This is a genomic window from Gordonia liuliyuniae, from assembly GCF_021738805.1.
In the GTDB taxonomy this organism is placed as follows: Bacteria; Actinomycetota; Actinomycetes; order Mycobacteriales; family Mycobacteriaceae; genus Gordonia; species Gordonia liuliyuniae.
In genome coordinates this window covers 194875-219687 of the sequence record NZ_JAKKOR010000007.1, presented here as the reverse complement: position 1 = coordinate 219687, position 24813 = coordinate 194875, and the positions used below count along the sequence as shown (strand labels likewise).

Below are 24813 nucleotides of genomic sequence, written 5' to 3'. Positions count from 1 at the left end.
TTCACTAGCGTGGCATACCCTTGTTCGGGTGACCCCGCCGACCGACGTGCTGCTCTTGTGCTGGCGCGACACCGGTCACCCGCAGGGCGGAGGCAGTGAACGGTACCTCGAACGGGTCGGCTCCCAACTGGCGCGACGAGGTTTCCGCGTCACTCTCCTGACCGCGTCGTATCCGGGCGCACCGCGCCGTCAGATGTCCGACGGGGTCCGGGTGCTGCGGGCGGGCGGGCGCCTCACCGTCTACCTCCGTGTCGCGGCGACCCTCACGGCCGCCAGGCTCGGTCGGGGCAGGCTCGCCCGCTACCGCCCGGACGTCGTCGTCGACACGCAGAACGGCGTCCCGTTCTTCGCGCGGCTTCTGGTCGACGCGCCTGCCGTCGTCCTGGTGCACCACTGTCACCGGGAGCAGTGGCCGGTGGCCGGCCCGGTGCTGTCGCGGGTCGGTTGGTTCGTCGAGTCGCGACTGTCGCCACGCGTGCACCGCGCAAGCCGGTACGTGACCGTGTCCGAGCCGTCGGCGTCGGAACTGGTGGGTCTCGGCGTCGACCGTTCCCGGATCACGGTGATCCGCAACGGCGTCGACCCGGTGCCCGACGGGGTCGGGGGGCGGACGCGACGTCCCGGCGTGCGGTTGATCGCGGTGTCGCGACTCGTCCCGCACAAGCAAGTCGAGCACGCGTTGCACGTGGTCGCCGCACTCGCCGATCGAGGCGTCGACGTCCACCTGGACGTCGTCGGCAGTGGCTGGTGGCACGACGAACTGCGCTCTGCTGCAGCGGATCTGGCGATCGGAGAGCGTGTGACGTTCCACGGCCACGTCGACGAGACCCGCAAACACGAGCTCCTGGCGGACGCTGATCTGCACGTGATGCCGTCTCGCAAGGAAGGGTGGGGACTTGCTGTTGTGGAAGCCGCACAACACGGCGTGCCGACCGCCGGCTACCGGAGTTCGGCGGGTCTGACCGACTCGATTGTCGACGGGGTGACGGGGGTCCTCGTCGACGATGTCGACGAGCTCACCGAAGCTGTGGCCGGCCTCGTCGCCGATCGTGATCGGCTGGCGCGGCTCGGCGGTGCGGCGATGAAGCGCTCGCGCGACTACTCGTGGGCGGCGACGGCTGACGGGTTCGAGACCCTGTTCGGTGAGCTCTAGCCCACAGGTCTATCCCGGATCCGCTGCCCGTGTGCGCTGCTGCCTGTCGATACCGTCGAGGATCAGCGTGAGGCCGGCGTGAAAGTCTCTGCGTGCTGTGGACATCGACGGTTCATCCGCACCGTCGAAGACTTCGGCGGTGAACATGGACGTCAGTTCGGGAAAGCGGTCGGCGTCGACCAGATCTGCCATGGTGCGGCCATATCGGTGTTCGATCTCGGCCTGCTTTTCCGTGGTGCGTCCCGCGGCGAGCTCCTGGGTCAGCAGAACGGATTGACGTACATGGCCGTTCACCACCATGCAGAAGCCGAGCTTCTCTCGCCAGGTGAAGTCGGTGCCTACGAACGCCCCGAGAGCCTGCTCGAGCCAGGCGAGTTGGTTGGGCCCCGCGGGTGGACCGTGAACGGGCACCCGCACGATCCACGGTCGTTCGCAGTAGAGGTCCCAGAGCCTGTCGGCCCAGGTCTGGATGGCCGCACGCCAGGCGTCGGCGGTCCGAGGCCGCTCGTCGTTCTCGGCCCGCGGCGGTGTGCTCGCCCGATCCACCATCAGTTCGAGCAGTTCGAGCTTGGAACCGACATGACGATAGAGCGACATCGCGGTGACCCCCAGCTCGACCGCCACTTTGGGCAGTGTCGCAGCCTCCACACCGTCGCGGTCGGCCAAGACGATGGCGGCTTCGACGACTCGCTCGGTGTCTAGGAGCGACGGCCGCCCGTGCCGCGTCTCGGGTTCCGGGATACGCCACAACCTCCGCAGTTGTGGCGGCAGATCGGTCGGTGGCACTAGCCGGTCTCTTCCTGTCGGCTCGGATGCTGATCGGTCGATGGAGGATACCTCGCCGCAAATAACGTAAGACATAAACTATACCTGGTATATTAAATCTCGTGGCAGCATCACGCACGAGCTCCGATTCGGTGGCGACGCGAATCCACAACGTAGACGCCCTACGCGGTTTCGCGCTGTTCGGGATCTTCGTCGTCAACATCACGTTCATGGCGTCGGGGTTCGCGGGCAACCTCGTCGACGATCCAGCCTTCGACTCGCCGGTGGACAACGCGGCCCGTTTCGTTCTATCAGCCCTGTTCTCGATGAAGTTCTATCTACTGTTCTCCTTCCTATTCGGCTACAGCTTCACCCTCCAGATGGCTGCTGCCTCTCGCGCGGGCGCCGACTTCTCGGCGCGTATGCGGCGTCGAATCCTCGGACTCTTCCTGCTCGGTATCGTGCATATCGTCGTGTTGTACAGCGGCGACGTACTGACCACCTACGCCATCGCGTGCTTGGTTCTCCTGGTGACGTATCGGGTGACGGACTCGACCGCGCTCCGGGCCGCAGGCGGCATCTACGCTGTGGTGCTCGTGTCTTTGGGCGGAAGCGCAGTACTGCTGGACAGGTCGTCGTTCATGCCCACCGATGCCGAGGCCATGTCTAACGCGCATGACCAGACTCAAGCGATGCGAGGTTCGTTGGGCGAGATCATCGGTCAGCATCTCGACGGCATCGGACTGTTAGTCGTGCAGGCAGTGTCCTTGCAGGGACCGACCGCATTGGCGATGTTCTTACTCGGGATGGTCTTCGGCCGACGTGGACTGTTGACTGACATCGCCGGTCACGGAACAGTGCTTCGACGCATCCAGTTCATCGGATTCCCGGTCGGGTTGGCCGGCGGGATCGCGTACGCAGCGTTGGGCGGCGATGCCGTTACCTCGGCGGTGTTCGTCAGCGTGGCGACGGCGCCGTTCTTGACTGCCGCCTACGTGGCGACCCTGCTGCGGGTATTGCACAGACCGCGTCGGCGACTGCTGGGCGGGGCTCTCGCCACGGCGGGCCGAATGGCCTTGACGAACTACTTGATGCAGTCGCTGATCGGCCTACTGCTGTTCACTGGTCTCGGGTTCGGTCTCGCCGGAGAGATCGGACCGGCGGGACTGATGGTCATATCCGTGGCGGTGTTCGGCTTTCAGACAGTGATCAGCGCAGTATGGCTGGCCGGGCACAAGTACGGGCCGGTCGAGTGGCTGCTCCGCTGGCTCACCAACTGGCAACGGCCGGGATGGATTCGGGGCGAAGACTGACCACCGACGATGCCACCCGCTCACCCGGACATCGACTCAAGACGCGGCGGTCCGTCGGGGCGGCCAGGCGTGGCGGAATGCCGCTATCACGCCTGCGGCGAGTGCGACGAACCACAGGGTGAGCGCGGAGATCGCCGCGGCCCAGGCCACGGCACTCGGCGACGGCGCGGGCTCGGCGCCGGAGATGTGGAACAGGCGCAGGTGATCGCCGGTGACGACCTCGTCGGCGCCCGCGGCGAGTAGCACAGGCGGATCGGCCTCCTCGCTGACCACCCAGGCGACGCCGAGCCGGGCGAGGCGGGCCGGGTCGCCACCCTCGTCGAGGACGGCGACGATGTCGGCGGTCCGACCGCTCGGCGCGTCGAGCGATTCACCGTCGACGACGAGGGCCCCGTCGACGACGACGGGCGCGTCGATCATGCGGGGCAGAGGCGAGAGCGATGGCCCGCCGGTCCACGACAGCGACCGGACCGTCGCCGTCGGCCAGAGGGCGACGGACCTGCCGCCGCCGTCGCCGACCACGTCGGCGACCTGCGTGTAGTCGGTGGGGATCGTGACCGACCGGATCTGACCGCCGACGCCCCAGGCGAGATCCGGGAGCGGAGCAAGGATCAGCAGGCCGATCGCGGAGGCCGCGAACCCGCCGGGCACCCACCGCCGTAGCGCGCCGACCGCAGCCGCCACGGCGAGCGAGGCGAACGGGACCGCCAGCGCCAGATACTTCTGCGAGTCGCGCAGCAGACCAGCGCCCGGGACGTGGGCGAGGAGCGCATCCATCACGGCGACGCCGGGGCCGGTCGCGAAAGCAATGACGAGAACGACGACGACGAGCGCGAGGACGGCGAGCACGAGGAGAGGATCCCGGCTGCGCGTGCGCTCGCCGGAGCGGGTGGGCTCGGCCGATGCGAACAGCCGAACGCTTCCGGCGAAGATCACGGCGAGGAACACTACGGTGGCGACCACGGCCCACCACGTCGTGCGACTCGCCGGCACCGCGTCGGCGTTCCAGATCCCGCCCAGACCTGCGGCGGTGCCCAGCGGTCCGAGCCCGGGTTCGGCTCTCAGCGTGAACGCGCTCGCACCGCTCGATGATTGGGAGGCGTCGGACACCGCGGCAGCGACCAGCCACGGCGACGCGGTCACCACCCAGCCGGCACCGCAGGCCAGGCTCGCGCGCAGTCCGGGCCGCGCCGCGATCGCGGTGACGCCGGCGATCGTCAACGCCAGGATCGAACCGGTCGGGGTGAACCCGGCGGCCGCGAACAGACCGACGAGCAGCACGGCGGGACGCCACGACCGTCGGTCACCGAGATCGAGGACGGCCAGCACGATCGGACCGAGCGTCGCGTACCCGATCAGCAGACTCCAGTGCCCCTGCAGGAGCCGTTCGGCGACGAACGGATTCCAGATCCCGACGGCCGCAGCGGCGACCGCGCCCGCGGCACCCGCCTGCGGCACCAGGCGGCGTGCGAGTCGGCCGAACCCGACGCCCGCGCCGAAGACCGCGGCCGTCGTCAACAGAGCGACGAGCCAGCCGCCGTCGACTATCCGTGAGGCCAGGCCCAGGACCGCGTCCTGTGGGACGGCGCGCGGCGCGGAACCGTCGACGCCGAACGCGGCCGCCGACAACGAGAACTGCGGCACCGCCACCGCGTCGCGATACACCAGGTGCCCGCCGTACAGGGGCCCACAGATCAGCGCCGTCAGAAGTGCGCTGACCAGGTACAGCATGCGATCAGTAGTGGAACGTGTCGGTGGACGCGTGCGACTGGTCGGAGACGCCGTAGTCCTTCGACACGATGTTGTACGAGCGGGCCAGGTCGAGAATCTTCGTCGCGCGGGCGATGCGCGGCAGATCGGAGCCGTTGCGGATCTCGCCGCCGTCGCCCTCGAACTCGGCGAAGAACTCACGTGCCCAACTGATGTCGTCCAGCGATGGCGACAGGCCGTCGTTGACCGCCGCGCACTGGTCTGGGGTGAGACAGATCTTGCCGGTCATGCCGAACTCGGAACTGACCGCCGTCGCCTCGTTCAGCTTGAGCGGATTGGAGCCGACAGTCGGACCGTCGATGGCCGACGGGAGCCCGGCGGCCTTCGCGGCGATTGTGAACCGCGACCGTGCGTAGGCGAGCGTCGTCGGGTTGTCGCCGAAACCGGTGTCGCGGCGGAAGTCGCCGATGCCGAACGCGAGGCGGAACGTCCCCTTCGCCGACGCGATCTCCGCGATGCGTTCCAGGCCGCGCGCCGTCTCGACGAGAGCGACCACGGGGATGTTCGGGAGTCGTCGCGCCGTCTCGGTGACGTGGTCGACGGATTCGACCATCGCCAGCATGACGCCGCCGATGGAGGTCGACCCGAGCGCAGCGATGTCGGTGGACCACCACGGCGTGCCGAAACCGTTGATGCGCACCCAGTCGGTGTTGCCGTCGTCGAGCCACTGCACGACGTTGTCGCGGGCGGCGTCCTTGTCCTTCGGGGCGACGGCGTCTTCGATGTCGAGGACGACGATGTCGGCGCGCGAATGCGACGCGGCTTCGAAACGCTCGTGCTGGGCTCCGTTGACGAGCAGCCAGCTGCGCGCGAGTACCGGGTCGATCCGGGATCCGATGTCGGAGGGATCGGGCGCGGTAAATTCGGTGTCGTACATCGACTCTCTGCCTACTGGTCTCTACGGTGCGGGATGCTCTACGGGTATTGGGGCGGATGCCGCCGCGCAAGTCTACCCGCCGGTACGGGCACACTGGTGCCATGACGATCACCGCGCGTGCGCCGCGACCGGGCGCCACCGTGCGTGCGCTCGGCGCGGTCACCGTCGGAACGTTGCTGGCGAACTTGCTCGCCTACCTCGTCCAGGTTCCGGCGAGCCGGGTCCTGGGACCGGACGGGTTCGGCGAGTTCTCCGTTCTCAACGCGGCGATGCTCGTCCTGTCGGTGCCCGCGCTCGCGGTGCAGGCCGTGGTCGCCCGCGAGGTGGTGACCGGGACGTCGCGTCGACGGCTGTGGCGATTGATCGGCGTGGTCGGCGTCCTCGTCGCGGTCGGGTCGGCGGTCGGCGTCGGCGTGATGATGCAGATCGCGCACACCTCGTGGTCGGCGACGGTCGCCGCGCTGGCCGGCGCCGCGCCGCTGGCCGTCATCGCGGGCGGACAGGGGCTCTTGCAGGGGGCCGGTCGGTTCGGTCTGCTCGGCGGCGTCCTCGCCGGGGTCGGGGTCGCCAAATCGGTGCCGGTCGTCGCAGCGGTGTGGGCGGGTGCCGGCCCGACCGGTGCGCTCGCTGCGGGAACCGTCGGAACCGTCGTCGCCGCGCTCGCCGTCGCGGCGGTCGCAGGTCGGGTCGGCGGCGCCACGGGCGGGCGGACGAGGTCGTCGGTGTCGATGGGTGACGTGCTGTCGGCGTCGAGCGTGCAGTTCGTGATGATCGTCGCAGTGTCGGTCGACCTGCTGCTGTCCCGGTCGGTCCTGTCAGCGGGCGACGCGGGCGTGTACGCGTTGGGTGCGGTCGCGACGAAGGGTGCGTTCTGGCTGCCGCAGGCGATCGGCGTCGTCGTCTATCCGCGTCTGGCCGACCCGGTCCGGTCCGGCGCCGCGCTGCGCCGCGCGGCAGGCGTCTTGGCGGGCATCGGCTGCGCGGTCACCGCGCTCGCTGCCGTCTGCGGACCCCTGGTGCCGATCGCGATCTCCGACGACTATCGACCGGTCGCCGGTCTGATGTGGCTCTTCGCGGCGACCGGATCACTGCTCGCCGTGCTGCAACTGATGCTGTTGGCGGCGATCGCCCGCAACCGCGCGCGCGGCGCCGCTCCAGCGTTCGCCGTCCTCGTCGTCGAAGTAGGCCTGATCTTCTCCGTCGCCGACTCCGTAGTCTCACTCGCGGTGATCGCCGCGGGCGCTGCCGTGTCGTCGGTGGTCGGCACGTGGGCCTGGGTGAGGATGGCTGACGATTAGCCGGTAGTTCACTGTCACCAGGCGACAGTGAACTACCGGCTAAGGACGATTCCGCCGGTCGCGCAGCGTGACGGCGACGCCGAAGACCAGCGACGCGATGCCGAGCACACCGAACACGATCGGCAGGATCAGCGTTGTGAGCGTGACCGGCCAGTCGCGTGACGATGCGGCGTCGGCGGCGTCCTGAAGGCTCTGCGGGTCGCTGTGCAGCGTCGTGTCGACATTGGTGAGCCGGAAATCGGCGAGCTCAGGCGACCGCGACGCGGTGTCCGAGGTGAAGCGATACTCCTCGACCAGTCGAACCCGCTCCTCGACGACTACGCCGGTCGTCTCGTCGACGAACAGGTCGCGCTGAGCCGAATGGTGGAGCGCAGCCGTCAGCGGTTCGTCGGGCCGTACTCCGCGGAACGATCCGAACCACGATGCCGGGCGCGTGATGACGGCGCGCGTATCGAACCGCGACAGGTCCGCATCGTCGACCGACGCCGCGAGGTGGACGGTCTCGCGGCCTGCGACAGTCTGCGTCCCCTCCCGGATCAGCGGGACCGGCGTGCGGCTCACGATGTCGAAGTACGTCAGATCCGAGCCGGAGAACTCGAACGGCAGGACATAGGTGAAGCCCTTCCGGTCGGGGAGCGTCACGGCGCCCTTCGTGTCGTCGTACTGGATTTCCGATGGCTGCCCGGACGGCAGCGCGGTACGGCGGTCGATCGTCACTCGGTCGACCGTCGCGGACAGGGTCTCGGTGTCGCACACGTCGTCGGCGTCGACCGCCTCGCCGTCCACCCGGTACTCACTGACGCCGAGCGAGGTGCCCGCCTGAAGTGTGACGACGTCCGAGTCGGCAGGACGCACCGCCACGATGCGCCGCCGCTGTTGGACCTGGGCGGCGAGTACCTGGGCACGTGGCTCGTCGATGGAACAGCGGTTCAACACGCGCGAGCCGTCCGAACCGTCGGCTACCCACGTCAGGTCGACGTCCAACGGGATCTTCTTCAACGACGCGCCGACCACCGGGCCCAGCGCGATGGCTCCCGCGAGCAACAGCGCGCCGAGGAACAACGCGGACGGCGCCAGCAGATCTCGCGTGCGCAGACGCGGCGACGGGGTCTCGATCATGTGTTTCTACTGTAGGGCACGGATCGCGACCGGGCCGCTACTGTGGACCCGACGATGAAGGACCACACATGAGTGCTGCGACCGCGCCCGCCAGGCGCTTCTACCCGCAGCTCGAAGGGATGCGGGCGGTCGCGGCCATCGGCGTCCTCACCACGCACGTCGCCTTCCAGACCCGTTCACTGCACTGGCCGGTGATCGGTCCCGTCCTCGGCAGACTCGATCTCGCCGTCGCACTGTTCTTCGCGTTGAGCGGCTTCCTCCTGTGGCGGCCCTATGCGAGTGCCGCGCGCGGCCGGATCGAACCGCCGAACGTCCGCCGCTACCTCCGCCACCGGTTCGTACGCATCTGGCCCGCGTACGCGATCGTCGTGACGGCGGTCCTGCTGTTGTTGCCGCAGGCGCGCGACGCGTCGCCGACCGTGTGGATCGCCAACCTCACCCTCACCCAGGTGTTCGTCCCGCTCACCCTCGCGCCCGGCCTCACTCAGATGTGGAGTCTGTCCGTCGAAGTCGCGTTCTACCTTCTTCTCCCGATCATCGGATACGGCCTCGTCGCGTTGCGGGGACGGCGCGCACGCCTGCGCATCCCGCTGATCCTCGGGGTGAGCGTGCTCAGCCTGGGCTGGGCATGGCTGGCGAATCTCCTACCGCTCGCCGACGGCGTCGAAGGAAAGAACTGGGTCTTCGGGCACCTGCCCTGGTTCGCGGGCGGGCTGCTGCTCGCCGAGATCGTCGCCGCCGTCCGTGCGGGCGTCTTCGACGCTGCGTCCCCGATCGTGCGGGCGTCGTCGAACCGGCCGCTGATGTTCGTGGTGTTCGTGATCGCCTACGGTCTCGCGTCCACCCCGCTCGCAGGCCCCGTCGGACTCGCCCCCATGAACGACGCGCAGTACGCAGCCAAAATGGTGCTCGGCGGAATCGGCGCCTACGCGATCCTCGCACCACTCGTCCTCCGGGACGGACCGTTCCGGTTCCTCGACTCGCCGGTCATGGCTGCGCTCGGCCGCTGGTCGTACGGCATCTTCATCTGGCACGTCGCCGTCCTCACCGCCGTGTTCGGACTGTTCGGGATCGTCGCGTTCGACGGCCACTTCGTCGAGGTGTGGCTGTTGACCGTCGCCGTCACGGTGCCGGTCTCCGCCGCCAGCTACACGTTCGTGGAAGAGCCGTGCCGGCGGGCTCTCGCCCGCCGCGAGAGACGTCGCTCGAACACGGCCGAGAACAGCGCGGCCGACACCGAGACCAGCGCCGCCAGCTGAGGCAGCACCCCGTACCCGGCGTACGCGGTGCCCGAATGCCACGGGCCGGTCGCGAGCGCGACTGTCGCGAGCGACATCGCCGCGAAGACGAGCGTGACACGGGTCGTCGCCGACGCGTAGGCGACGACGACGCCGGTGACCGCTGCCGCGAGCAGGCCCCACACGCCGGTCAAGAGATATGCGGTGACGAGAGCTAGAGCGGCGAGAGGCCGGGAGGCGAGAGGCAGGAGCGCGAGCCGGGTGGCCGGCAGCAACGAGTTCTCGACGTCCGGTGTCGTCAGCCGGGTCTCGACTGAGTGTGAACGAAGTGGAGGGCTTGACTGGGGTGCAGGGCTTGACTGGGGTGGAGGGCTCGATCGGCGTGTGGGCCAGAACGCGGCGGCGAACAGCGCGGCGACGAGGATGAGCCCGACGAGAAGGACCCAGCGGTACGGCGTGTCCAAGTCGAAGGTGAGAGCGATCGTTCCCGCGGCGCCGGCGGGGACGATCCACCCCTGCTGCCAGCCGTTGACGACGATCGGCTCGAGGTCGTGGCCGTCGAGTCGAGCATGCCAGCCGGTGTTGGTGCTCTCCGGGACGGACAGGATGCGCGGTGCGTCGGCGGCGTCGACGATCGCCTCGCGCGACGTCGCATCCCAAGCGCGCGTCTGGGCGGGGACACTCGTCCCGACCGGGTCGGGCCCGGGCGTGTGGAGTTCCACCGAGTCGACGGTGAACGCGTCGCCGGGATTCACCGTCACCTCCTGCTCGCCGGCGGGAAGGCGCAGCGGCTCGCTGGGACACACCGTCGCGACCACCGGATCGCCGTCGCGCAGCGCCCCCGCCGTCGTCGACACCTGCAGCCGTTGGATCCGTCCCGCCGCCGACAGACCGAGGCCGAGCGGGCCCTGCGGATCGGTGTCGCAGCCGACGACTATCGGACGGTCCACGTCGGTTACGGCCGGGCCGGACCGGGCCGTCGCGGGACCTGCGACGGTCGGCAAGACTTCTACCTCCGCGATGCCCGCTGGCGACTGCCGCGCGAAACCCAGATCGTTGACGTCGATCAGATCGTTCGTCTCGTCGACAGTCACCACGATCCGGTCCGTCCGCGTAGGCGTCAACGGCACGGTGCCGTCGTCGCCGACCCGAACCGTCTGCCTCGTCTGGCCGCCTTGCTTCTTCTCACCGCTGCTGAGGTCGACGGTCACGCGGGTCGGGCTCGCCGGATAGTCGTCGGGCAGCGTCAGCTTGAGTCCGGACACCTCGCGCACCGACGGCAGGTGCAGAGTGATCGACGGCTTCCGCGGCTTCTTCTTGCCGGTCGATGCCGGTGTCTCGGGTGCGGTCCACACAGTGCGGGGGTCGCCGTCGACGGCGGCCGATGCGTTTCCACGTGGATCGGTCACGGACGCCGCACCCTCCGCTGTGACGACGCCAGCCCGTGCGAGCAGGTCGTTCAGCGCGCTGCCGGCTTTCGGTCGCAGTACGACGCTCGATGTCACGTCGGTGTCCGACGGAACCGACACCGCGCGCCCGAAGGCTCCGGGAGCCTCCGGGGCGATCCCGAGCGTCGGCGCACAACGGACACGGTCGTCGTCGGTCACGCATTCGGCGCGGCTGCCGAGCTCGTTGGACAGCACCCACCCGTCGACGTGATCCGCCGCATCGAGCTCGGGGAGAACTACCCGGTGCCGGACCGAGTAGTCCAGCCCGCTGCCCGCATCCGACAGTGCGACCTCCGCGAGCGCGAACTGGTTGCCCGCGGTGCCGTCCGCAGTCCGGATCGCACGGACCTCGACACGCCGTGTCTGGCCTGCCGGAGCGACGATGCGCGTCGGCACCCCCGGTTCGACGTCGGTGACCACCGTGCTGCCCGCATCCGTCGTCACCAGCAGCGACGACACGTCAGAGCCCAACGCCTTCGCCGTCGTCACCGTCAACGCGAGGTCGCGGCGCGGCTGCGTGAACTCGAGCGCCACCCACCGTCCGACCGCCGACTCGAGGCCGCGGCTCACCCACGCTGTGTTCACGTCGCCGTCGAACGCCGCCTTCGTCGAGGCCGCCGGAACTGTTCGACCGGGCTGCGTCGCGTCGGCCGCCGACCCCGACGAGGTCACCCGCACCTGACCGGGCTGGTTGTTGAGCAGCCATTGCCCGCGCACCAGCGGCGTGCCGGCCACGGGATAGTCGGCGACGGCGTTCTTCGTGAGCCTCAGGTCGCCCGGCGCCCGGATCCCCGACGAATGGTCGTCGACGCGGCCGAAATCGGTCTCCCGGTCGGCGGGCGTGTCGGTGACGATCGCCCCGGGGCCGTCGCCGACGCCGGCGCGCCGCGCATCGGCGGTCAGGAGCGCTGTCCCGAGAGCGGGACGTCCCGTGCGGGCGCGCGCCTCGTTGATCGCGGCCAGCGACTCCGGACCGCCGTTCACCCTCGGCGCCTCGTCGAGCGGGGTCAGTAGCGGGCCGGTGCCGCGCCCCGCCCCGACGCGGTACACGGTCACCGCGGGCATCGTGGGCCGCAGGCCGTCGTCGACCACCACTCCGTCGACGGTCGGCGGGGCGACCTCGGGGCCGAACTGTGCGACCTCGGTGAGCCCGGGGGAGCGGCGCAGCGCGTCCGCGACGACGATCGGCCGCGCCGACCGTGACGACGCCGGATCGAGGTCGGCGCGGAGGACGACGTAACCGACGCCCTGAGCGGTGAGGGTGTCGGCGAGGGCCGCCGAGCCACGCCCGGACACGAGCGTGCGCTGCACCGAGTCCATCGCACGGATCGCGCCGGGCGGCGTCAACGGAATCGCGTCTCGCACCGCCCACGGCGCGTCCGAGAGCGCTTGCAGCGGCTCGTCGCGCGTAAGACCCCAGATCTGGTCCGCGAACGGGGCCCCCGGAACGACGAGCGCGCGGGAGTCGCTCGCATGCTCGTCGAGCCAGTCGGCCGTCTGATGCCAGTAGGCGGGAATCGCGTCGTAACTCGACGTCGGCGCCAGCCCGCCCGTCCACGCGAGCGACCCGGCACCGACCACGGCGGTCACCACGACCATCGCCGCAGCGGCCGGGCGAGCCCACCCGTTGGCTTTCGACGACACCGCCAGCAGCGACCGGAACGGCACGCGTGCCAGCAGGTGGGCGACTCCGAAGACCAACGGCAACCGGATCAGTGGCTCGAACTTGTGTACGTTGCGCAGCGCGGCGCCGCTGCCGTCGAGGAATCCGCGGACCGTTTCGGCGATCGGCGACCCGAGCGCGCCCGGGTAGCCGAGGCACATGGCGGCGAGACCGATCACCAGGAGCGCGAGCCATCGGCGACGGTGCGGCATCGCACGCATCGCCAGACCCGCCAGCCCGGCGGCGGCGAGCACACCGGTCGCGAGGACAGCCGCCGACTCGGACACGAGCACCGCGCCAGCCGCGCGTTCGCCGGACACGAACGGCGTCCACGACCCCGTCCCCCGCAGCACTTCGGTGAGCGACGTCCACTCGGTGGTCACCTGCGCCGACTCGATGAAGTCCAGGAAGGGCGGCGATACCCGCGCCAGCATGAGCAGCGGAACCGTCCACCACAGGCAGGCGGCGGCGAGCGCGGGAACCCAGCCGCAAGCGAACCGTAGGCCCCGGCGACGGCGGTCCCGATCACGCGAGCACGTGGCGGCCGCCCACCACAGGACGGCGACGCTCACCGCCGCGCCGGTGGCGACCGCGTTCACGGCCCCCATCAGCGCGACAGCGCACCCGGACCGCGCGGCCTCCCGCCATGCGGGCCTCGTCGAGGTGGCGTCGAGTGCTCGGATCACCGGCAGCAAAACCCACGGGGCCAACATCAATGGCAGCGTCTCCGACGAGATGGTGCCCAACGTTGTGACGACGCGCGGCGACGCGACGAACACGGCCGCCGCGATCAACCTCGATCCGAACGAGCCGATCCGCAGCGCTTCGGCGACGCGGACGACACCGACGAACCCCACGGTCAGCAGAATCGCCCACCAGAGGCGTTGGATGATCCACGGCGGGAGGTGGGCGAGGTCGCCGAGCGCGAAGAACGCGCCGTGCGGGAAGAGGTACCCGTACGCCTGGTTCTGGATCTGCCCCATCGGCATCGTCGGCGACCACAGATGGGTCGCGTTCGCGAGAAAACCGATCGGGTCGACGGTCAGATTTAGTTTCGTGTCCGGGGACACCTTGCCGGGCGCCTGCCAGAACGAGACGAGCGTGAGGATCAACGCGGTCACGCCGAGACCGCGTCGCGATAGACGCCGGTCGGGGCTCACCGTGATGACAGGAGTGGTCGGGACGTCAGGAGTTGTCGGACCCGGAGCCGCCCCGCGAACCGTATTCGACGGAGCCCTGCACGAAACCGTCCTGGCCGTTGAAGCTGTTCACGTCGGTCGACGGCTTGGTCTCGGAGGCGAGGACGCCGCCCAGAAAGACGCCGCCGACGCCGACGATTACGCCGACGACCGCGGCGATAATCCCGTAGATCAAGCGGTCGCGAACCATGAACCACAAGGTACCACCCGGGAACAGTCGGCCGGTCGTGCGAAACTGGTCACATGCGTGCACCCCGCCGTTTCACCGCCGTCGTCGCGGCCACAATGCTGCTGTCGGCGTCCGCCTGCAGCAGTTCCGACCCGGACGCCGCGCCGCCGACTTCGCCGACGTCGAGCAAGTCTGTGTCGTCGAGTCCGTCGTCGACGGCGTCGAGTACGTCGGTGGCACAGACATGCGGAGCGTCCGACTTGAAGTCGATGTCGTTGCGGGACAAGCTTGCTCAACTTCTCGTTGTCGGCGTCACCGGAGCTGCCGACGCCAAGCAGGTCGTCTCCGACGAACACATCGGCGGCGTGTTCGTCGGCAGTTGGAGTGACCTCGGGATGCTCACCGACGGGTCGGTGAGAAAGCTCTCGAAGGCGCAGAAGTATCCGCTGATGGTGACCGTCGACCAGGAGGGCGGCCGGGTGAGTCGCCTCGCGAAGCTGGGCATCGACATGCCGTCGGCGCGCGTCCTGGCCGAGACCAAGACGCCCGCTCAGGTTCGTGCGCTCGCGAAGGACGCGGGCGAGAAGATGAAGAAGCTGGGCATCACCGTCGACTTCGCGCCGAGTGCCGACGTCAGCGACGAGGCCGACGACGAGGTGATCGGCGACCGCTCGTTCTCCGATGATCCGGCTGTCGTCACCGAATACGCGGGAGCATTCGCGAAAGGCCTGCAGGACGCCGGGATCATGCCCGTCTACAAGCACTTCCCCGGACACGGTCACGGGTCCGGCGACTCGCACACAGGCAACGTCAGGACACCGCCGTTCAGTCAGCTCATCGAGTCCGATCTCGTCCCCTACAAGACCCTGTTGAAGGATCCGGGCGACGCCGGCGTGATGGTCGGGCACCTCATCGTCCCGGGACTGACTGGCCCGGAGACGCCCGCGAGCATCAGCCCGCGGGCGATCGGCATGCTCCGCAGTGGCAAGCGGTACGGCGGAGTCCCGTTCGACGGCGTGGTCTTCTCCGACGATCTGTCGGGGATGAAGGCGATCAGCGAGAAGTATCCGATACAGGTCGCCGTCCGGAAGGCGATCAACGCGGGATCCGACATCGCATTGTGGCTGAGCACCGATGAGGTCGGCTCCGTCCTCGATGCGCTCGAGAAGGCCGTCGCCGACAAGAAGCTGTCGACTAAGCGCGTCGATCAGTCGGTCGTCCGGATTCTGCGAGCTAAGGGTGCGATTACCTGCTGACACAACTTACCCAATGGTAAGTTTTGGGTATGGCGAGCGGGACGAAGCGGCTGCCCCGTGCAGTCCGCGAGCAGCAAATGTTGGACGCGGCGATCACGGTGTTCTCCGAGCACGGGTACTCCGCCAGCTCGATGGACGCCATCGCCGCTCAGGCCGAGATCTCCAAACCGATGCTGTACCTCTACTACGGTTCCAAGGACGAACTGTTCAGTGCGTGCATCGCGCGTGAGTCCGGCCGTTTCATGGAGGCGATGAGTGCGGGTTTCGATCCCGGCCTCCGGCAGCGTGAGCAGGCGCGGACGCTGGTCCGTGAGTTTCTGCGGTTCGTGTACGAGAACGCGCAGTCGTGGCGGGTGCTGTACCGCGTATCGGTCGGTACCGCCGCGTTCGCCGACGTCGTGATCGAGAGCCGCCAGGCGATCACCCGGATGATCACCGCCTTGATCCGTCGCGGCACCACGGTCGAGGGCGCCCGCGACATCGACTTCGAGTTGACGGCCGTCGCGTTGGTCGGTGCGGGGGAGGCGGTCGCCGACCGCATCTCCGACGGCGACATCGATCTCGACGATGCCACCGACCTGCTGCTCAGCATCACCTGGCGCGGCCTCGTCGGCGTCGGCTCGACACTCGGCGACGAGCACTGAGGCCTGAAACGACTTCGGCACTTTCTTTCGGCCATACGCCGAAAGAAAGTGCCGAAGTCGTTTGAGCTCGGGTGTCAGCCGCGCGGACGGACCGTCCCCGTCAGGTGCGGGTAACCCTTTCGTCGGTTGAGCAGCGACACGTCGTATCCGCCGTCGACGGCCTCGGTGTAGGCGTTCACCTTGGCGGGCAACAGGATCGGCTTGCCGAACCGCACGGTGTAGGTGACGGCTCCGGGGAGCGAGCCTTCGATGTTCGCCAAGGCGGTGGCCGCCGACCACATGCCGTGGGCGATCGCTTTGGAGAAGCCGAACGCCTTGGCCGACAAATCGGCCATGTGGATCGGGTTCCGATCGCCGGACGCGTCCGCGTACTGGCGGATCAGACCCAAATCGACCGACACGATGCGATCGGGCGGTGGCGGGACGGTCTCCTTCGGCGCGGGGCCCCGTGCTCCGTCGGACAGACTCGTCCGCTGCTGCTTGAGGAACGTGCTCGTCTGGACCGCCACGCGCTCGGCGCCCACGAAGAACTCCGAGACCATGTCGACGAGCATGCCCTTGCGGTGCGCACGCAGGCGTTCCGCGTGAGTCTCGATCGTCAACGGCTCGTCGACGCCGATCGCGCGGAACCGCTCGATCGTGTTCTCGATGTGCACGGAACCGATTGCTCCCAGCGGGAACTTCGGGTCGACCATCACAGTCATCGCGAGCGGGAACGACAGCACGAACAAGTACGTGACCGGGACGGTCGCGCCGAATGGCAGCCCCGTCGTGTGGCAGTACTTCTGCAGGCTGTCGCGGTCGATTCGGATGTCCTCGAGCCGGAAGACGGTGTCGGGCAGGCCCGCGTCCGTCGCGACCTTCGCCGGCTTGCCGATCACCGGGAGCATCGCGCTGACGGCCTTCGGGTAGATCGTCGCAGGCCCGGGAACGGCGGAGAGGGTGACGGTCGACATCAGGCGCCCAACAGGCTCTGGCCGCACACCCGCACGACGTTGCCGGTCACCGCATTGCTGGCCGGGTTGGCGAAGTAGGCAACGGTCTCGGCGACGTCGACCGTCTGGCCGCCCTGCTGCAACGAGTTCATGCGGCGGCCGACCTCGCGGGTGGCCAGCGGGATCGCGGCGGTCATCGCCGTCTCGATGAAGCCCGGTGCGACCGCGTTGATCGTGATGCCCTGCTTCGCGAGGATCGGCGCGTACGCGTTCACCACGCCGATGACGCCCGCCTTCGAGGTGCCGTAGTTGGTCTGCCCGCGGTTGCCTGCGATGCCTGCGATCGACGAGACGTCGATGACGGCGCCGCCTGCGTTGAGCGCCTGACGCTCCACGAGTTCGTTCACCAGCGTCTGCGGTGCGATCAGGTTGACGCCGATCACCGAGTTCCAGCGGCCCGAGTCCATGTTGGCGAGCAGCTTGTCGCGGGTGATGCCCGCGTTGTTGACGATGATGTCCAGCCCGTTGTGGCGCTCCAGGACATGCTCGGCGACCTTCGCGCCCGCGTCCTCGGCGGTCACGTCGAGCGGCAGCGCGGTGCCGCCGACCTTGTTCGCCGTCTCCGACAGCGCTTCGCCCGCCGCCGGGATGTCGGCGGCGATCACGTGCGCGCCGTCTCGGGCGAGTACCTCGGCGATGGTGGCGCCGATGCCGCGTGCGGCGCCGGTGACCAGGGCGACCTTGCCCGCGAGTGGCTTGTCCCAGTTCTCGATCGCGGCGCCGTCATCGGCGCCGATCCGGATCACCTGAGCGTCGACGTACGCCGACTTACCCGAGAGCAGGAAGCGCAGCGTCGACTCGACACCAGACAGGCCGGTCTTGGCCTTCGGCGACACGTACACGAGCTGCGCGGTGGCGCCGTTGCGAAGTTCCTTGCCGAGCGAACGGGTGAAGCCTTCGAGGGCGCGCTGGGCGACCTGTGCGTCGGGAGTCTTCGCGAGCTCGGGAGTCGTGCCGAGGACGACGAAGCGTGCCGAGTTGCCGGTCGAGCGCATGACCGGAGTGAAGAATTCGAAGAGCTGCTCGAGCTCGGCGGGCTTGGTGATGCCGGTCGCGTCGAAGACGGCGGCACCGAGCTTGTCGGCGCTGCGGCCGCCCGTGTTGTTCTCGACCAGCTGGTAGTCGTCGCCTGCCGAGAGGATCTCGCGAATCGGTTCGACGAGGCGGCCCGAGCCGCCGAGCAGGACGGGGCCGCCGAGTGGAGGCTTGCTCGCCGAGTGACGGCGCAGGTGCGGCGGCTGGGGGAGGCCGACGCGGCTGGCGATGAAGCCGCCGGGGCCCGAGTTCACGAGGGACGAGTAGAGGTCGGTGTTACCTGCCACGACTGACTCCTTTGATAGGTCGGTGACGATTCGAGTCGATACCTTCTGTGGTGACCGTAGGCGTCGAGTCGTCGCCTGCACAGAACGGATGCTGTGACGATCGACGCAGATCACTGAGGTCGACAAACAACTTACTCGGGAGTAAGAATGTTGACAACAGTCGGTCCGATCACAGGAGAGCACGTGGCCTCGTACACGCCCCGCAAGCCAGAAACCCGTCAGCTGCGCCCGGTCGCCATCCTCGGCGGCAACCGCATCCCGTTCGCCCGGCAGGACCGTGCGTACGCGACCGCGAGCAACCAGGAGATGTTCACTGCAGCACTCCAGGGCCTGGTCAGTCGCTTCAACCTGCAGGGCGAGCAGCTCGGCATGGTGGCAGGCGGCGCAGTCCTCAAGCACTCGCGTGACTTCAACCTGATCCGCGAGTCGGTCCTCGGCTCCGGTCTCTCGCCGTACACCCCGGCGTTCGACCTCCAGCAGGCATGCGGCACCGGCCTGCAGGCGATCGCCGCCGTGGGCGACGGCATCGCCTCGGGTCGGTACGACGTCGCTGTCGGAGGGGGCGTGGACACCACGTCGGACGCGCCGATCGGAGTCTCGGAGGAGATGCGTCGCCAGATGCTTGAGGTGAACCGCGCCAAGAGCACGGCCGATCGCATCAAGGCCGCTCTCGGTCTCGCGACCAAGCTCGGCATCGAGATCCCGCGCAACGGCGAGCCCCGCACGGGGATGTCGATGGGTGAGCACGCGGCGATCACCGCCAAGGAGTTCGGCGTCAAGCGTGAGGACCAGGACGAGTTGGCCGCGGCGAGCCATCAGAAGATGGGCGCGGCATACGACCGCGGGTTCTTCGACGACCTGGTCACCCCGTTCATGGGTCTGACGCGCGACGAGAACCTCCGCCCGAACTCGTCGGTGGAGAAGCTTGCCACTCTCAAGCCGGTGTTCGGCGTCGGTCTCGGCGACGCCACGATGACCGCGGGCAACTCGACCCCGCTCACCGACGGAGCGTCGACCGTCCTGCTCGCCAGCGACGAGTGGGCCGCCGAGCACAAACTGCCGGTCCTCGCGTACCTGCGCGACACCGAGACGGCGGCGGTCGACTACGTCAACGGTCCCGACGGGCTGCTCATGGCCCCGACCTACGCTGTGCCGCGTCTGCTCGAGCGCAACGGCCTTACCTTGCAGGACTTCGACTTCTACGAGATCCACGAGGCGTTTGCGTCCGTCGTGCTCGCGACCCTCGGCGCGTGGGAGTCTGAGGACTACTGCCGTGAGCGTCTCGGCCTGGACAAGCCGCTCGGCGCGATCGACCGCAGCAAGCTGAACGTGAACGGCTCGTCGCTCGCGGCGGGACACCCGTTCGCCGCGACCGGCGGTCGGATCATCGCCCAGGCCGCGAAGCAGATCAAGGAGAACGGTGGCGGTCGCGCCCTCGTCTCGATCTGCGCCGCGGGCGGTCAAGGCGTCACCGCCATCGTCGAAGGCTGATCGATCCCGCACTGACTCGATCCCACACTGACTCGGGGGCGCCCCGCGCGGTCTCGACCGCGTCGACGCAGCCTCGATTCCGTTGCCGCATGCTCAGTTCTCTCGTCGCACCATCGATGCGTCTTAGCAGCCTCCGCACAGGTTGCTAAGACGCATCGAGGCTGTGGAACGTGAGACGAGCGTGCGGCACTTTGTCTTGAGCGCCCGACTCGTCCGTCGGCTCGGCGTATCTTTCGTCACATCTCGTGGCTCTCCATTAGCGTGACGAATCAAGCCCTTGATTCAATGGCCCGATGAGTGTGAAGAGTGAGGCGACGACGCCACCCGAGATCGTTGACAAACCGCGACCGCGCACGGCTGTCGTCGCCGCGGTGGCGTGCGCGGGCATCTTCGTCGGGTACCTGCCGATCATGGCGGCGACCGTCGGACTGTCGGCGATCGCCCAGGAGACCCGGGCGAGCGCGTCCGACCTCGAGTGGGTCGTCTCGATGCTCGTCCTGCCGATGGCCGCGCTCATCCTCGCGTTCGGCGCGTGGGCCGAGAAGTGGGGCCGTCGACGAGTCCTGGTCATCGGTCTCGTGCTCGCGATGCTCGGCGGACTCGTCGCCACCTCGGCGGGCCTCGTCGACGGCGACGCGGCCATCTACTTCATCTGGATCGGGCAAGGCATCGCAGGTATGGGCGCCGCGGCGCTGATCCCGACGACGTTGGCGATCATCAGCGTCGCCGAGCCGGACCACCGGCGTCGTGCCGTGCTCATCGCCGCCTGGTCGGGAGCGATGATGGCGGCGATGGCGGTCGCCGTCTACATCTCCGCCGCGATCCTCGACGTGCTGGCGTGGTACTGGCTGTTCATTCCGGTCGTCGTCGCGTCCGCGCTCGTCCTCGCGTTCGGAGTCCGGTTGGTGCCGGAGAGTCGAGGCGCCACGAGCGGACGGATGGACGTTCCCGGACAGATCCTCACCGCCGTCGGTGTCGCCGCACTGGTCTACGCGGTGATCGTCGGTGGGGCCGATGGGTTCTCGAGCCCGAAGTCGATCACCGGACTCGTCGTCGCAGTGGTTGCGATCGCCGGCTTCATCGTCGTCGAACTGCGGTCGAACGCACCGCTGCTCGACCTCCGCGTGTTCTCGAACGTCAACTTCTCCATGTCTGCGCTGGTGGCCGCGATCGCCATGTTCGCGTACCTCGGCGTCAACTTCGGCCTCGCGCTCTACTTCAGCGCCCTCGAGTTGAGCCCGATCGAGGTGGCGAATCGCTACATCTTCCTCATCGGCGGGTCCGTCGTCGGGTCGAACATCGCCGGTCGTGCTCTGCACCGCTTCAACGCGCAGAGCGTGCTCGCCGCGGCCTGCGGATGGACTGGCCTCGCCATGGTGTTCCTGTCGTTCATCGATGCGGATGCACCCGTGTGGCAAGCCGATCTGCGGCTCATCCTCACCGGCGTTGGCATCGGCGGCGTGCTCGCCACCGTCACCGCGGCAGCGGTGAACGCCGTCCCGTACCGCCAGGCGGGCATGGCGAGCGCCGCGATCAACGCCGTCCGACAGACCGGCGGTGCCCTCGGCCCGGCGGTGTTCTCGATCCTGTCGGCGTCGTGGGCGCTCAGTGCGCTGCCCGACAAGCTGTTCGACGCGGGCATCGACGAGAAGTCCGCGGCGGTCGTTCACGAGATCGTCGACGAGCAGGGAGTGCAGCACGGTGGAGCCGTCGCACAGTCGCAGTTCCCCGAACTCGGACTGCACGACGCACTGAGTGCCGCTCAGGCGCACGGATTCAGCCTCTCCGCTGTCGCCGCGGCCATTGTCTTCTGCATCCTGGCCGTCAGTTGCGCAGTCCTGCGCGTCGTCGGCCGTAAACCCGATGTCGAAGAGCCGGTGCAAGTCTGATGACTCGGCTGTTTTCGGGGACGGCGACCGAGCCGGGGCTTAAGTTCGCGTTGATGATCCGGGACCTCAATCTGGCGTTGTCCCGTCACTCCTCGCCGGACTTGGCGGAGCTCGGGCTGTCGCAGGCGCAGATCCCCGTCCTGGCCGCGATCGACGAACTGCCCGGAAGTACCGGGTGCGAACTGGCGGAGGCCACGCATACAACGCCCCAGGCAGTCAGTCAGATTCTTGCCCGACTCACCGAATGTGGGATGGTGCGTCGTGAATCGCTCGGCGGCCGCGCCATGGGTCACCACCTGACCGACAAGGGCAGGACCGCGACGTATGCCGCGCGTGCACGATTCGGGAGCTTGACGGAGAGCTTCCTCACCGTCCTCGACGACGACGACCAAGCCGTCATGATCGACGCGCTGTGGCGGGTCCTCAACGCGATGGTCGATGCCGATGACGAGAAACCCCAGCGTGAGACCGGTCCATAGAAAAGTTTCGACGGATGTGTAACGCCCACGGGCTGCCGATCTATAGACCAGGTAGCTCCGGCTGAACCGCCAGACCCCCGACCCGGCGGTTCAGCCGGAGTCTTGCTATCCGCATATGATCGAGCTGCTGTGATTTCACGACGACGCGAACGCCGCGCGGGCGCCAGATGGTGGATCGTGCGAGGACTCCTCGCCGCGATCCTCCTCGTCGGCCTCGGCTTCGCACTTGATTACGCGCTCGGACACGGCAAGACGGCGCGCGGCGTCCACATCGCCGAGTTCGACCTCGGGGACAAGTCCGACGCCGAAGCACGCGAGAGCCTCAACAGACTCGACGTCGTCTCGCACGGCCCGATCACCGTGCGGACAGCGTCGGGAACGGCCTCGATCGATCCGGGGGCGCTCGGTGCCCGATTCGACGTGGACGCCACCCTCGACGCGCTCAAGGTGCAGCCGCGGAACCCGCTCACCAGGCTGACCGCGCTGTTCGGCGGCCACCGCGACGTCCACCCCGTGGTCCGCGTCGATCGGGCCGCGTTCGACGCCGAACTCGACAAGCAGAAGTCGGTTCTGGAGAAGGCCGCGGTGGAAGGCGGAGTCCACTTCGACGGGATCACCCCGGTCGCCGACTATCCGGCCAAGGGCATGCGGATCGACCGCGACGCGGCACTGCGGGCCGTCGAAGACGAGTGGCTCGCGGGCGGACCGATCGATCTCGCGATGGAACCGTTCTCGCCGACGGTGTCGGCGCAGACCGTCGACGCCGTCGTCGCCGACCAGGCGCAGACCGTCACGGCGTCTCCGGTCCGGCTCGACGGCCGGGGCGCGACGATCTCGGTGAGCCGCCGCGAACTCGGCCGCCTGGTGACGTTCGTCGCCGACGGCAAGGGCGGGCTGACACCGCATGTCGATGTCGCCGCGGCCAAGAGGGAGCTCGGCGAGCGGACTGCACCGACCGAATCCGAACCGGTCGAAGCCACCTTCCGACTGTCGGGCGGATCGCCTCGGGTGGTCCCGTCAAGCGACGGCGCCCGCGTCGACTGGAACAAGACGGCGTCGACGATCGCCGCAGCCGCTGTCGCCGAGGAGGATCGCGCGCAGAAGCTCCCGTACCGGGTGCGCAAACCGTCCCTCGACACAGCGGCTGCTCGCAGACTCGGCGTCGACGAGGTGGTCTCCGAGTTCACGACGGGCGGCTTCAGCGGGCCGTCGGGCGAGAATATCCGACTCGTCGCCGAGCAGGTCAACGGTGCTGTCGTCCTGCCCGGGAAGACGTTCTCGCTCAACGGGTACACCGGGCCCCGAGGCACGGCCCAGGGATACGTCGAGTCGGGCATTATCGACCACGGACGACCGTCGAACGCGGTGGGCGGCGGAATCTCCCAGTTCGCGACGACCCTCTACAACGCTGCCTACTTCGCCGGACTCGAGGACGCCGGGCACACCGAGCACGCCTACTACATCTCGCGGTACCCCGAAGCGCGCGAGGCGACGGTGTTCGAAGGTCTGATCGACCTGCAGTTCAAGAACAACACGAAGCACGGCGTGTACATCGAGACACAGTGGTCGTCGTCGAGCATCACCGTGCGCATGTGGAGTACGAAGACCATGGACGTCGAATCAGTGACCGGGCCGCGGACGGCCGCGACCTCGCCGGAAGTCGTGAGGGTCCCGGCAGGTGATGACTGCGTTCCGAGCAGTGGTGCGGGCGGCTTCACCGCGTCGGACACGCGGATCATCACCGACCACAAGACCGGCGAAGAGACCTACCGCCACACGCGGACCGTGAAGTACGCGCCGGAGCCGATCGTGCGTTGTCGATAGCCGCAGCGGGAGGGTGCGCGCTTCACTGCACCGAGTTGCATACCCGACCCGTGTCGCCGGTCACTGATTCGTTAAGCTCCGAACATGGAACTCACTGGAGCAAGTGCAATCGTCACCGGTGGCGCGTCGGGTATCGGCGCGGCATCAGCCCGTCGTCTCGCCGCACGCGGCGCCAAGGTCGTCATCGCCGACCTCAAGGCTGAGGACGGCGAAGCCCTCGCCAAGGAGATCGGCGGCGTCTTCGTCACCGTCGACGTCACCGACACCGCCCAGATCGAAGCCGCCGTCAATAAGGCCGTCGAGCTCGGCCCGTTGAAGGCCGTCGTCAACTCGGCAGGCATCGGCTGGGCGCAGCGCACGGTCGGCCGCGACGGCGAATTCGCGTCCGCGCACAACCTGGACCTGTACAAGAAGGTCATCGCCATCAACCTGATCGGCACCTTCGACTCCGTCCGTCTCGCGGCGACCGCCATGGGCCGCAACGAGCCGAACGAAGACGGTGAGCGCGGTGCCATCGTCAACCTCGCCAGCGTCGCCGCGTTCGACGGCCAGATCGGCCAGGCCGCGTACTCGTCGTCCAAGGGCGGCGTCGTCGGGATGACCCTGCCGGTCGCGCGTGACCTGTCGGCCATCGGCGTCCGCGTCAACTGCATCGCTCCGGGCCTGATCAACACGCCGATCTACGGTGAGGGCCCCGACTCCGAGGCGTTCAAGGCCAAGCTCGGTGAGAGCGTTCTGTTCCCGAAGCGTCTCGGTGTGCCGGACGAGCTCGCGTCCATGGTCGAAGAGCTCATCACCAACTCGTACATGAACGCCGAAGTGATCCGCGTCGACGGCGGCATCCGGATGCCACCGAAGTAGGGTCTCGACTCCAGACACCGAACACCCAGACACCGAATAC

Annotated in this window: 20 protein-coding genes; 11 read left to right on the top strand and 9 right to left on the bottom strand. The window is 68.4% G+C overall.

Features of this window, described 5'->3' with window-relative positions; genetic code table 11:
• Positions 1-28: 28 nt before the first annotated feature.
• Positions 29-1153: a glycosyltransferase family 4 protein gene (locus tag L5G33_RS09895; protein ID WP_236998007.1), complete on the top strand. Its 1125-nt coding sequence runs from the start codon at positions 29-31 to the stop codon at positions 1151-1153.
• A gap of 9 nt (positions 1154-1162) precedes the next feature.
• Here L5G33_RS09895 and L5G33_RS09890 read toward each other — a convergent pair whose 3' ends face one another.
• Positions 1163-1939 carry a TetR/AcrR family transcriptional regulator gene (locus L5G33_RS09890; protein ID WP_236998006.1) on the bottom strand — a complete coding sequence of 259 codons (777 nt, stop codon included), beginning with the start codon at positions 1937-1939 and terminating at the stop codon, positions 1163-1165.
• A 101-nt stretch (positions 1940-2040) separates the two neighbouring features.
• Between L5G33_RS09890 and L5G33_RS19420 the strand changes: the two genes are divergently transcribed.
• On the top strand, positions 2041-3231 hold the full coding sequence (locus L5G33_RS19420) for a DUF418 domain-containing protein (RefSeq protein WP_236998005.1): 1191 nt from the start codon (positions 2041-2043) through the stop codon (positions 3229-3231).
• A 36-nt stretch (positions 3232-3267) separates the two neighbouring features.
• Here the strand turns inward: L5G33_RS19420 and L5G33_RS09880 are convergent, their stop codons facing one another.
• Both L5G33_RS09880 and L5G33_RS09875 read right to left on the bottom strand, forming a co-directional pair.
• Positions 3268-4962 carry an MmpA family trehalose lipid delivery protein gene (locus L5G33_RS09880; protein WP_236998004.1) on the bottom strand — a complete coding sequence of 565 codons (1695 nt, stop codon included), beginning with the start codon at positions 4960-4962 and terminating at the stop codon, positions 3268-3270.
• 4 nt (positions 4963-4966) lie between these two features.
• Positions 4967-5878 (bottom strand): HpcH/HpaI aldolase/citrate lyase family protein, encoded by a 912-nt coding sequence (locus L5G33_RS09875; protein ID WP_236998003.1) that lies wholly within the window; start codon positions 5876-5878, stop codon positions 4967-4969.
• A 101-nt stretch (positions 5879-5979) separates the two neighbouring features.
• Here L5G33_RS09875 and L5G33_RS09870 point away from each other — a divergent pair, with 101 nt between their 5' ends.
• Positions 5980-7176 carry a polysaccharide biosynthesis protein gene (locus L5G33_RS09870; RefSeq protein WP_236998002.1) on the top strand — a complete coding sequence of 399 codons (1197 nt, stop codon included), beginning with the start codon at positions 5980-5982 and terminating at the stop codon, positions 7174-7176.
• A 39-nt stretch (positions 7177-7215) separates the two neighbouring features.
• Here the strand turns inward: L5G33_RS09870 and pgfA are convergent, their stop codons facing one another.
• Positions 7216-8295, bottom strand: coding sequence for a cell envelope lipid trafficking protein PgfA (pgfA, locus tag L5G33_RS09865; protein ID WP_236998001.1), 1080 nt, complete (start codon positions 8293-8295; stop codon positions 7216-7218).
• Positions 8296-8363: 68 nt separating this feature from the next.
• Here pgfA and L5G33_RS09860 point away from each other — a divergent pair, with 68 nt between their 5' ends.
• Positions 8364-9554, top strand: a complete 1191-nt coding sequence (locus tag L5G33_RS09860; RefSeq protein WP_236998000.1) for an acyltransferase family protein — start codon at positions 8364-8366, stop codon at positions 9552-9554.
• Here L5G33_RS09860 and L5G33_RS09855 read toward each other — a convergent pair.
• From L5G33_RS09855 to L5G33_RS19415, 3 genes are read right to left on the bottom strand one after another with little or no spacing between them, the layout of a single operon-like run.
• Complete coding sequence (locus L5G33_RS09855) at positions 9443-13804, bottom strand: DUF3367 domain-containing protein (protein ID WP_236997999.1); 4362 nt, start codon at positions 13802-13804, stop codon at positions 9443-9445. The two genes, L5G33_RS09860 and L5G33_RS09855, sit on opposite strands and share 112 nt — an antisense overlap.
• A gap of 25 nt (positions 13805-13829) precedes the next feature.
• Positions 13830-14033, bottom strand: a complete 204-nt coding sequence (locus L5G33_RS09850) for a DUF2613 family protein (RefSeq protein WP_236997998.1) — start codon at positions 14031-14033, stop codon at positions 13830-13832.
• A 49-nt stretch (positions 14034-14082) separates the two neighbouring features.
• Positions 14083-14298 carry a hypothetical protein gene (locus L5G33_RS19415; RefSeq protein WP_308191560.1) on the bottom strand — a complete coding sequence of 72 codons (216 nt, stop codon included), beginning with the start codon at positions 14296-14298 and terminating at the stop codon, positions 14083-14085.
• On the opposite strand from L5G33_RS19415, the gene L5G33_RS09845 reads away from it, so the two are divergent.
• Complete coding sequence (locus tag L5G33_RS09845; protein WP_308191559.1) at positions 14273-15268, top strand: glycoside hydrolase family 3 N-terminal domain-containing protein; 996 nt, start codon at positions 14273-14275, stop codon at positions 15266-15268. The two genes, L5G33_RS19415 and L5G33_RS09845, sit on opposite strands and share 26 nt — an antisense overlap.
• Before the next feature lie 29 nt (positions 15269-15297).
• Positions 15298-15912, top strand: coding sequence for a TetR/AcrR family transcriptional regulator (locus tag L5G33_RS09840; protein ID WP_236997996.1), 615 nt, complete (start codon positions 15298-15300; stop codon positions 15910-15912).
• Between the two features lie 74 nt (positions 15913-15986).
• Here L5G33_RS09840 and L5G33_RS09835 read toward each other — a convergent pair whose 3' ends face one another.
• Positions 15987-16868 (bottom strand): MaoC/PaaZ C-terminal domain-containing protein, encoded by an 882-nt coding sequence (locus L5G33_RS09835; protein ID WP_236997995.1) that lies wholly within the window; start codon positions 16866-16868, stop codon positions 15987-15989.
• Positions 16868-18229 carry a 3-oxoacyl-ACP reductase gene (locus L5G33_RS09830; RefSeq protein ID WP_236997994.1) on the bottom strand — a complete coding sequence of 454 codons (1362 nt, stop codon included), beginning with the start codon at positions 18227-18229 and terminating at the stop codon, positions 16868-16870. Before L5G33_RS09830 ends, L5G33_RS09835 begins: the two co-directional genes overlap by 1 nt.
• A gap of 147 nt (positions 18230-18376) precedes the next feature.
• On the opposite strand from L5G33_RS09830, the gene L5G33_RS09825 reads away from it, so the two are divergent.
• The 5 genes from L5G33_RS09825 to L5G33_RS09805 all read left to right on the top strand — a co-directional run bounded on the left by L5G33_RS09825 (position 18377) and on the right by L5G33_RS09805 (position 24773).
• Positions 18377-19720 carry an acetyl-CoA C-acetyltransferase gene (locus L5G33_RS09825; RefSeq protein ID WP_265743697.1) on the top strand — a complete coding sequence of 448 codons (1344 nt, stop codon included), beginning with the start codon at positions 18377-18379 and terminating at the stop codon, positions 19718-19720.
• 293 nt (positions 19721-20013) lie between these two features.
• Positions 20014-21609 (top strand): MFS transporter, encoded by a 1596-nt coding sequence (locus tag L5G33_RS09820; RefSeq protein WP_236997992.1) that lies wholly within the window; start codon positions 20014-20016, stop codon positions 21607-21609.
• The gene (locus tag L5G33_RS09815; RefSeq protein WP_236997991.1) at positions 21609-22088 is read left to right on the top strand and encodes a MarR family winged helix-turn-helix transcriptional regulator; all 480 of its coding nucleotides are present in this window, start codon (positions 21609-21611) and stop codon (positions 22086-22088) included. Before L5G33_RS09820 ends, L5G33_RS09815 begins: the two co-directional genes overlap by 1 nt.
• 129 nt (positions 22089-22217) lie before the next feature.
• Entirely contained in the window at positions 22218-23912 is a 1695-nt protein-coding gene (locus L5G33_RS09810; RefSeq protein WP_236997990.1) for a VanW family protein, read from the top strand.
• A gap of 84 nt (positions 23913-23996) precedes the next feature.
• Positions 23997-24773, top strand: a complete 777-nt coding sequence (locus tag L5G33_RS09805; RefSeq protein ID WP_236997989.1) for an SDR family NAD(P)-dependent oxidoreductase — start codon at positions 23997-23999, stop codon at positions 24771-24773.
• Positions 24774-24813: the final 40 nt, after the last annotated feature.

Coding starts and splice junctions, on each gene's coding strand:
- L5G33_RS09880 (WP_236998004.1), bottom strand. CDS start 4,962: ATGCTGTACCTGGTCAGCGCACTTCTGACGGCGCTGATCTGTGGGCCC.
- L5G33_RS09875 (WP_236998003.1), bottom strand. CDS start 5,878: ATGTACGACACCGAATTTACCGCGCCCGATCCCTCCGACATCGGATCC.
- L5G33_RS09870 (WP_236998002.1), top strand. CDS start 5,980: ATGACGATCACCGCGCGTGCGCCGCGACCGGGCGCCACCGTGCGTGCG.
- pgfA (WP_236998001.1), bottom strand. CDS start 8,295: ATGATCGAGACCCCGTCGCCGCGTCTGCGCACGCGAGATCTGCTGGCG.
- L5G33_RS09860 (WP_236998000.1), top strand. CDS start 8,364: ATGAGTGCTGCGACCGCGCCCGCCAGGCGCTTCTACCCGCAGCTCGAA.
- L5G33_RS09850 (WP_236997998.1), bottom strand. CDS start 14,033: ATGGTTCGCGACCGCTTGATCTACGGGATTATCGCCGCGGTCGTCGGC.
- L5G33_RS09840 (WP_236997996.1), top strand. CDS start 15,298: ATGGCGAGCGGGACGAAGCGGCTGCCCCGTGCAGTCCGCGAGCAGCAA.
- L5G33_RS09835 (WP_236997995.1), bottom strand. CDS start 16,868: ATGTCGACCGTCACCCTCTCCGCCGTTCCCGGGCCTGCGACGATCTAC.
- L5G33_RS09825 (WP_265743697.1), top strand. CDS start 18,377: ATGTTGACAACAGTCGGTCCGATCACAGGAGAGCACGTGGCCTCGTAC.
- L5G33_RS09820 (WP_236997992.1), top strand. CDS start 20,014: ATGAGTGTGAAGAGTGAGGCGACGACGCCACCCGAGATCGTTGACAAA.
- L5G33_RS09815 (WP_236997991.1), top strand. CDS start 21,609: ATGACTCGGCTGTTTTCGGGGACGGCGACCGAGCCGGGGCTTAAGTTC.
- L5G33_RS09805 (WP_236997989.1), top strand. CDS start 23,997: ATGGAACTCACTGGAGCAAGTGCAATCGTCACCGGTGGCGCGTCGGGT.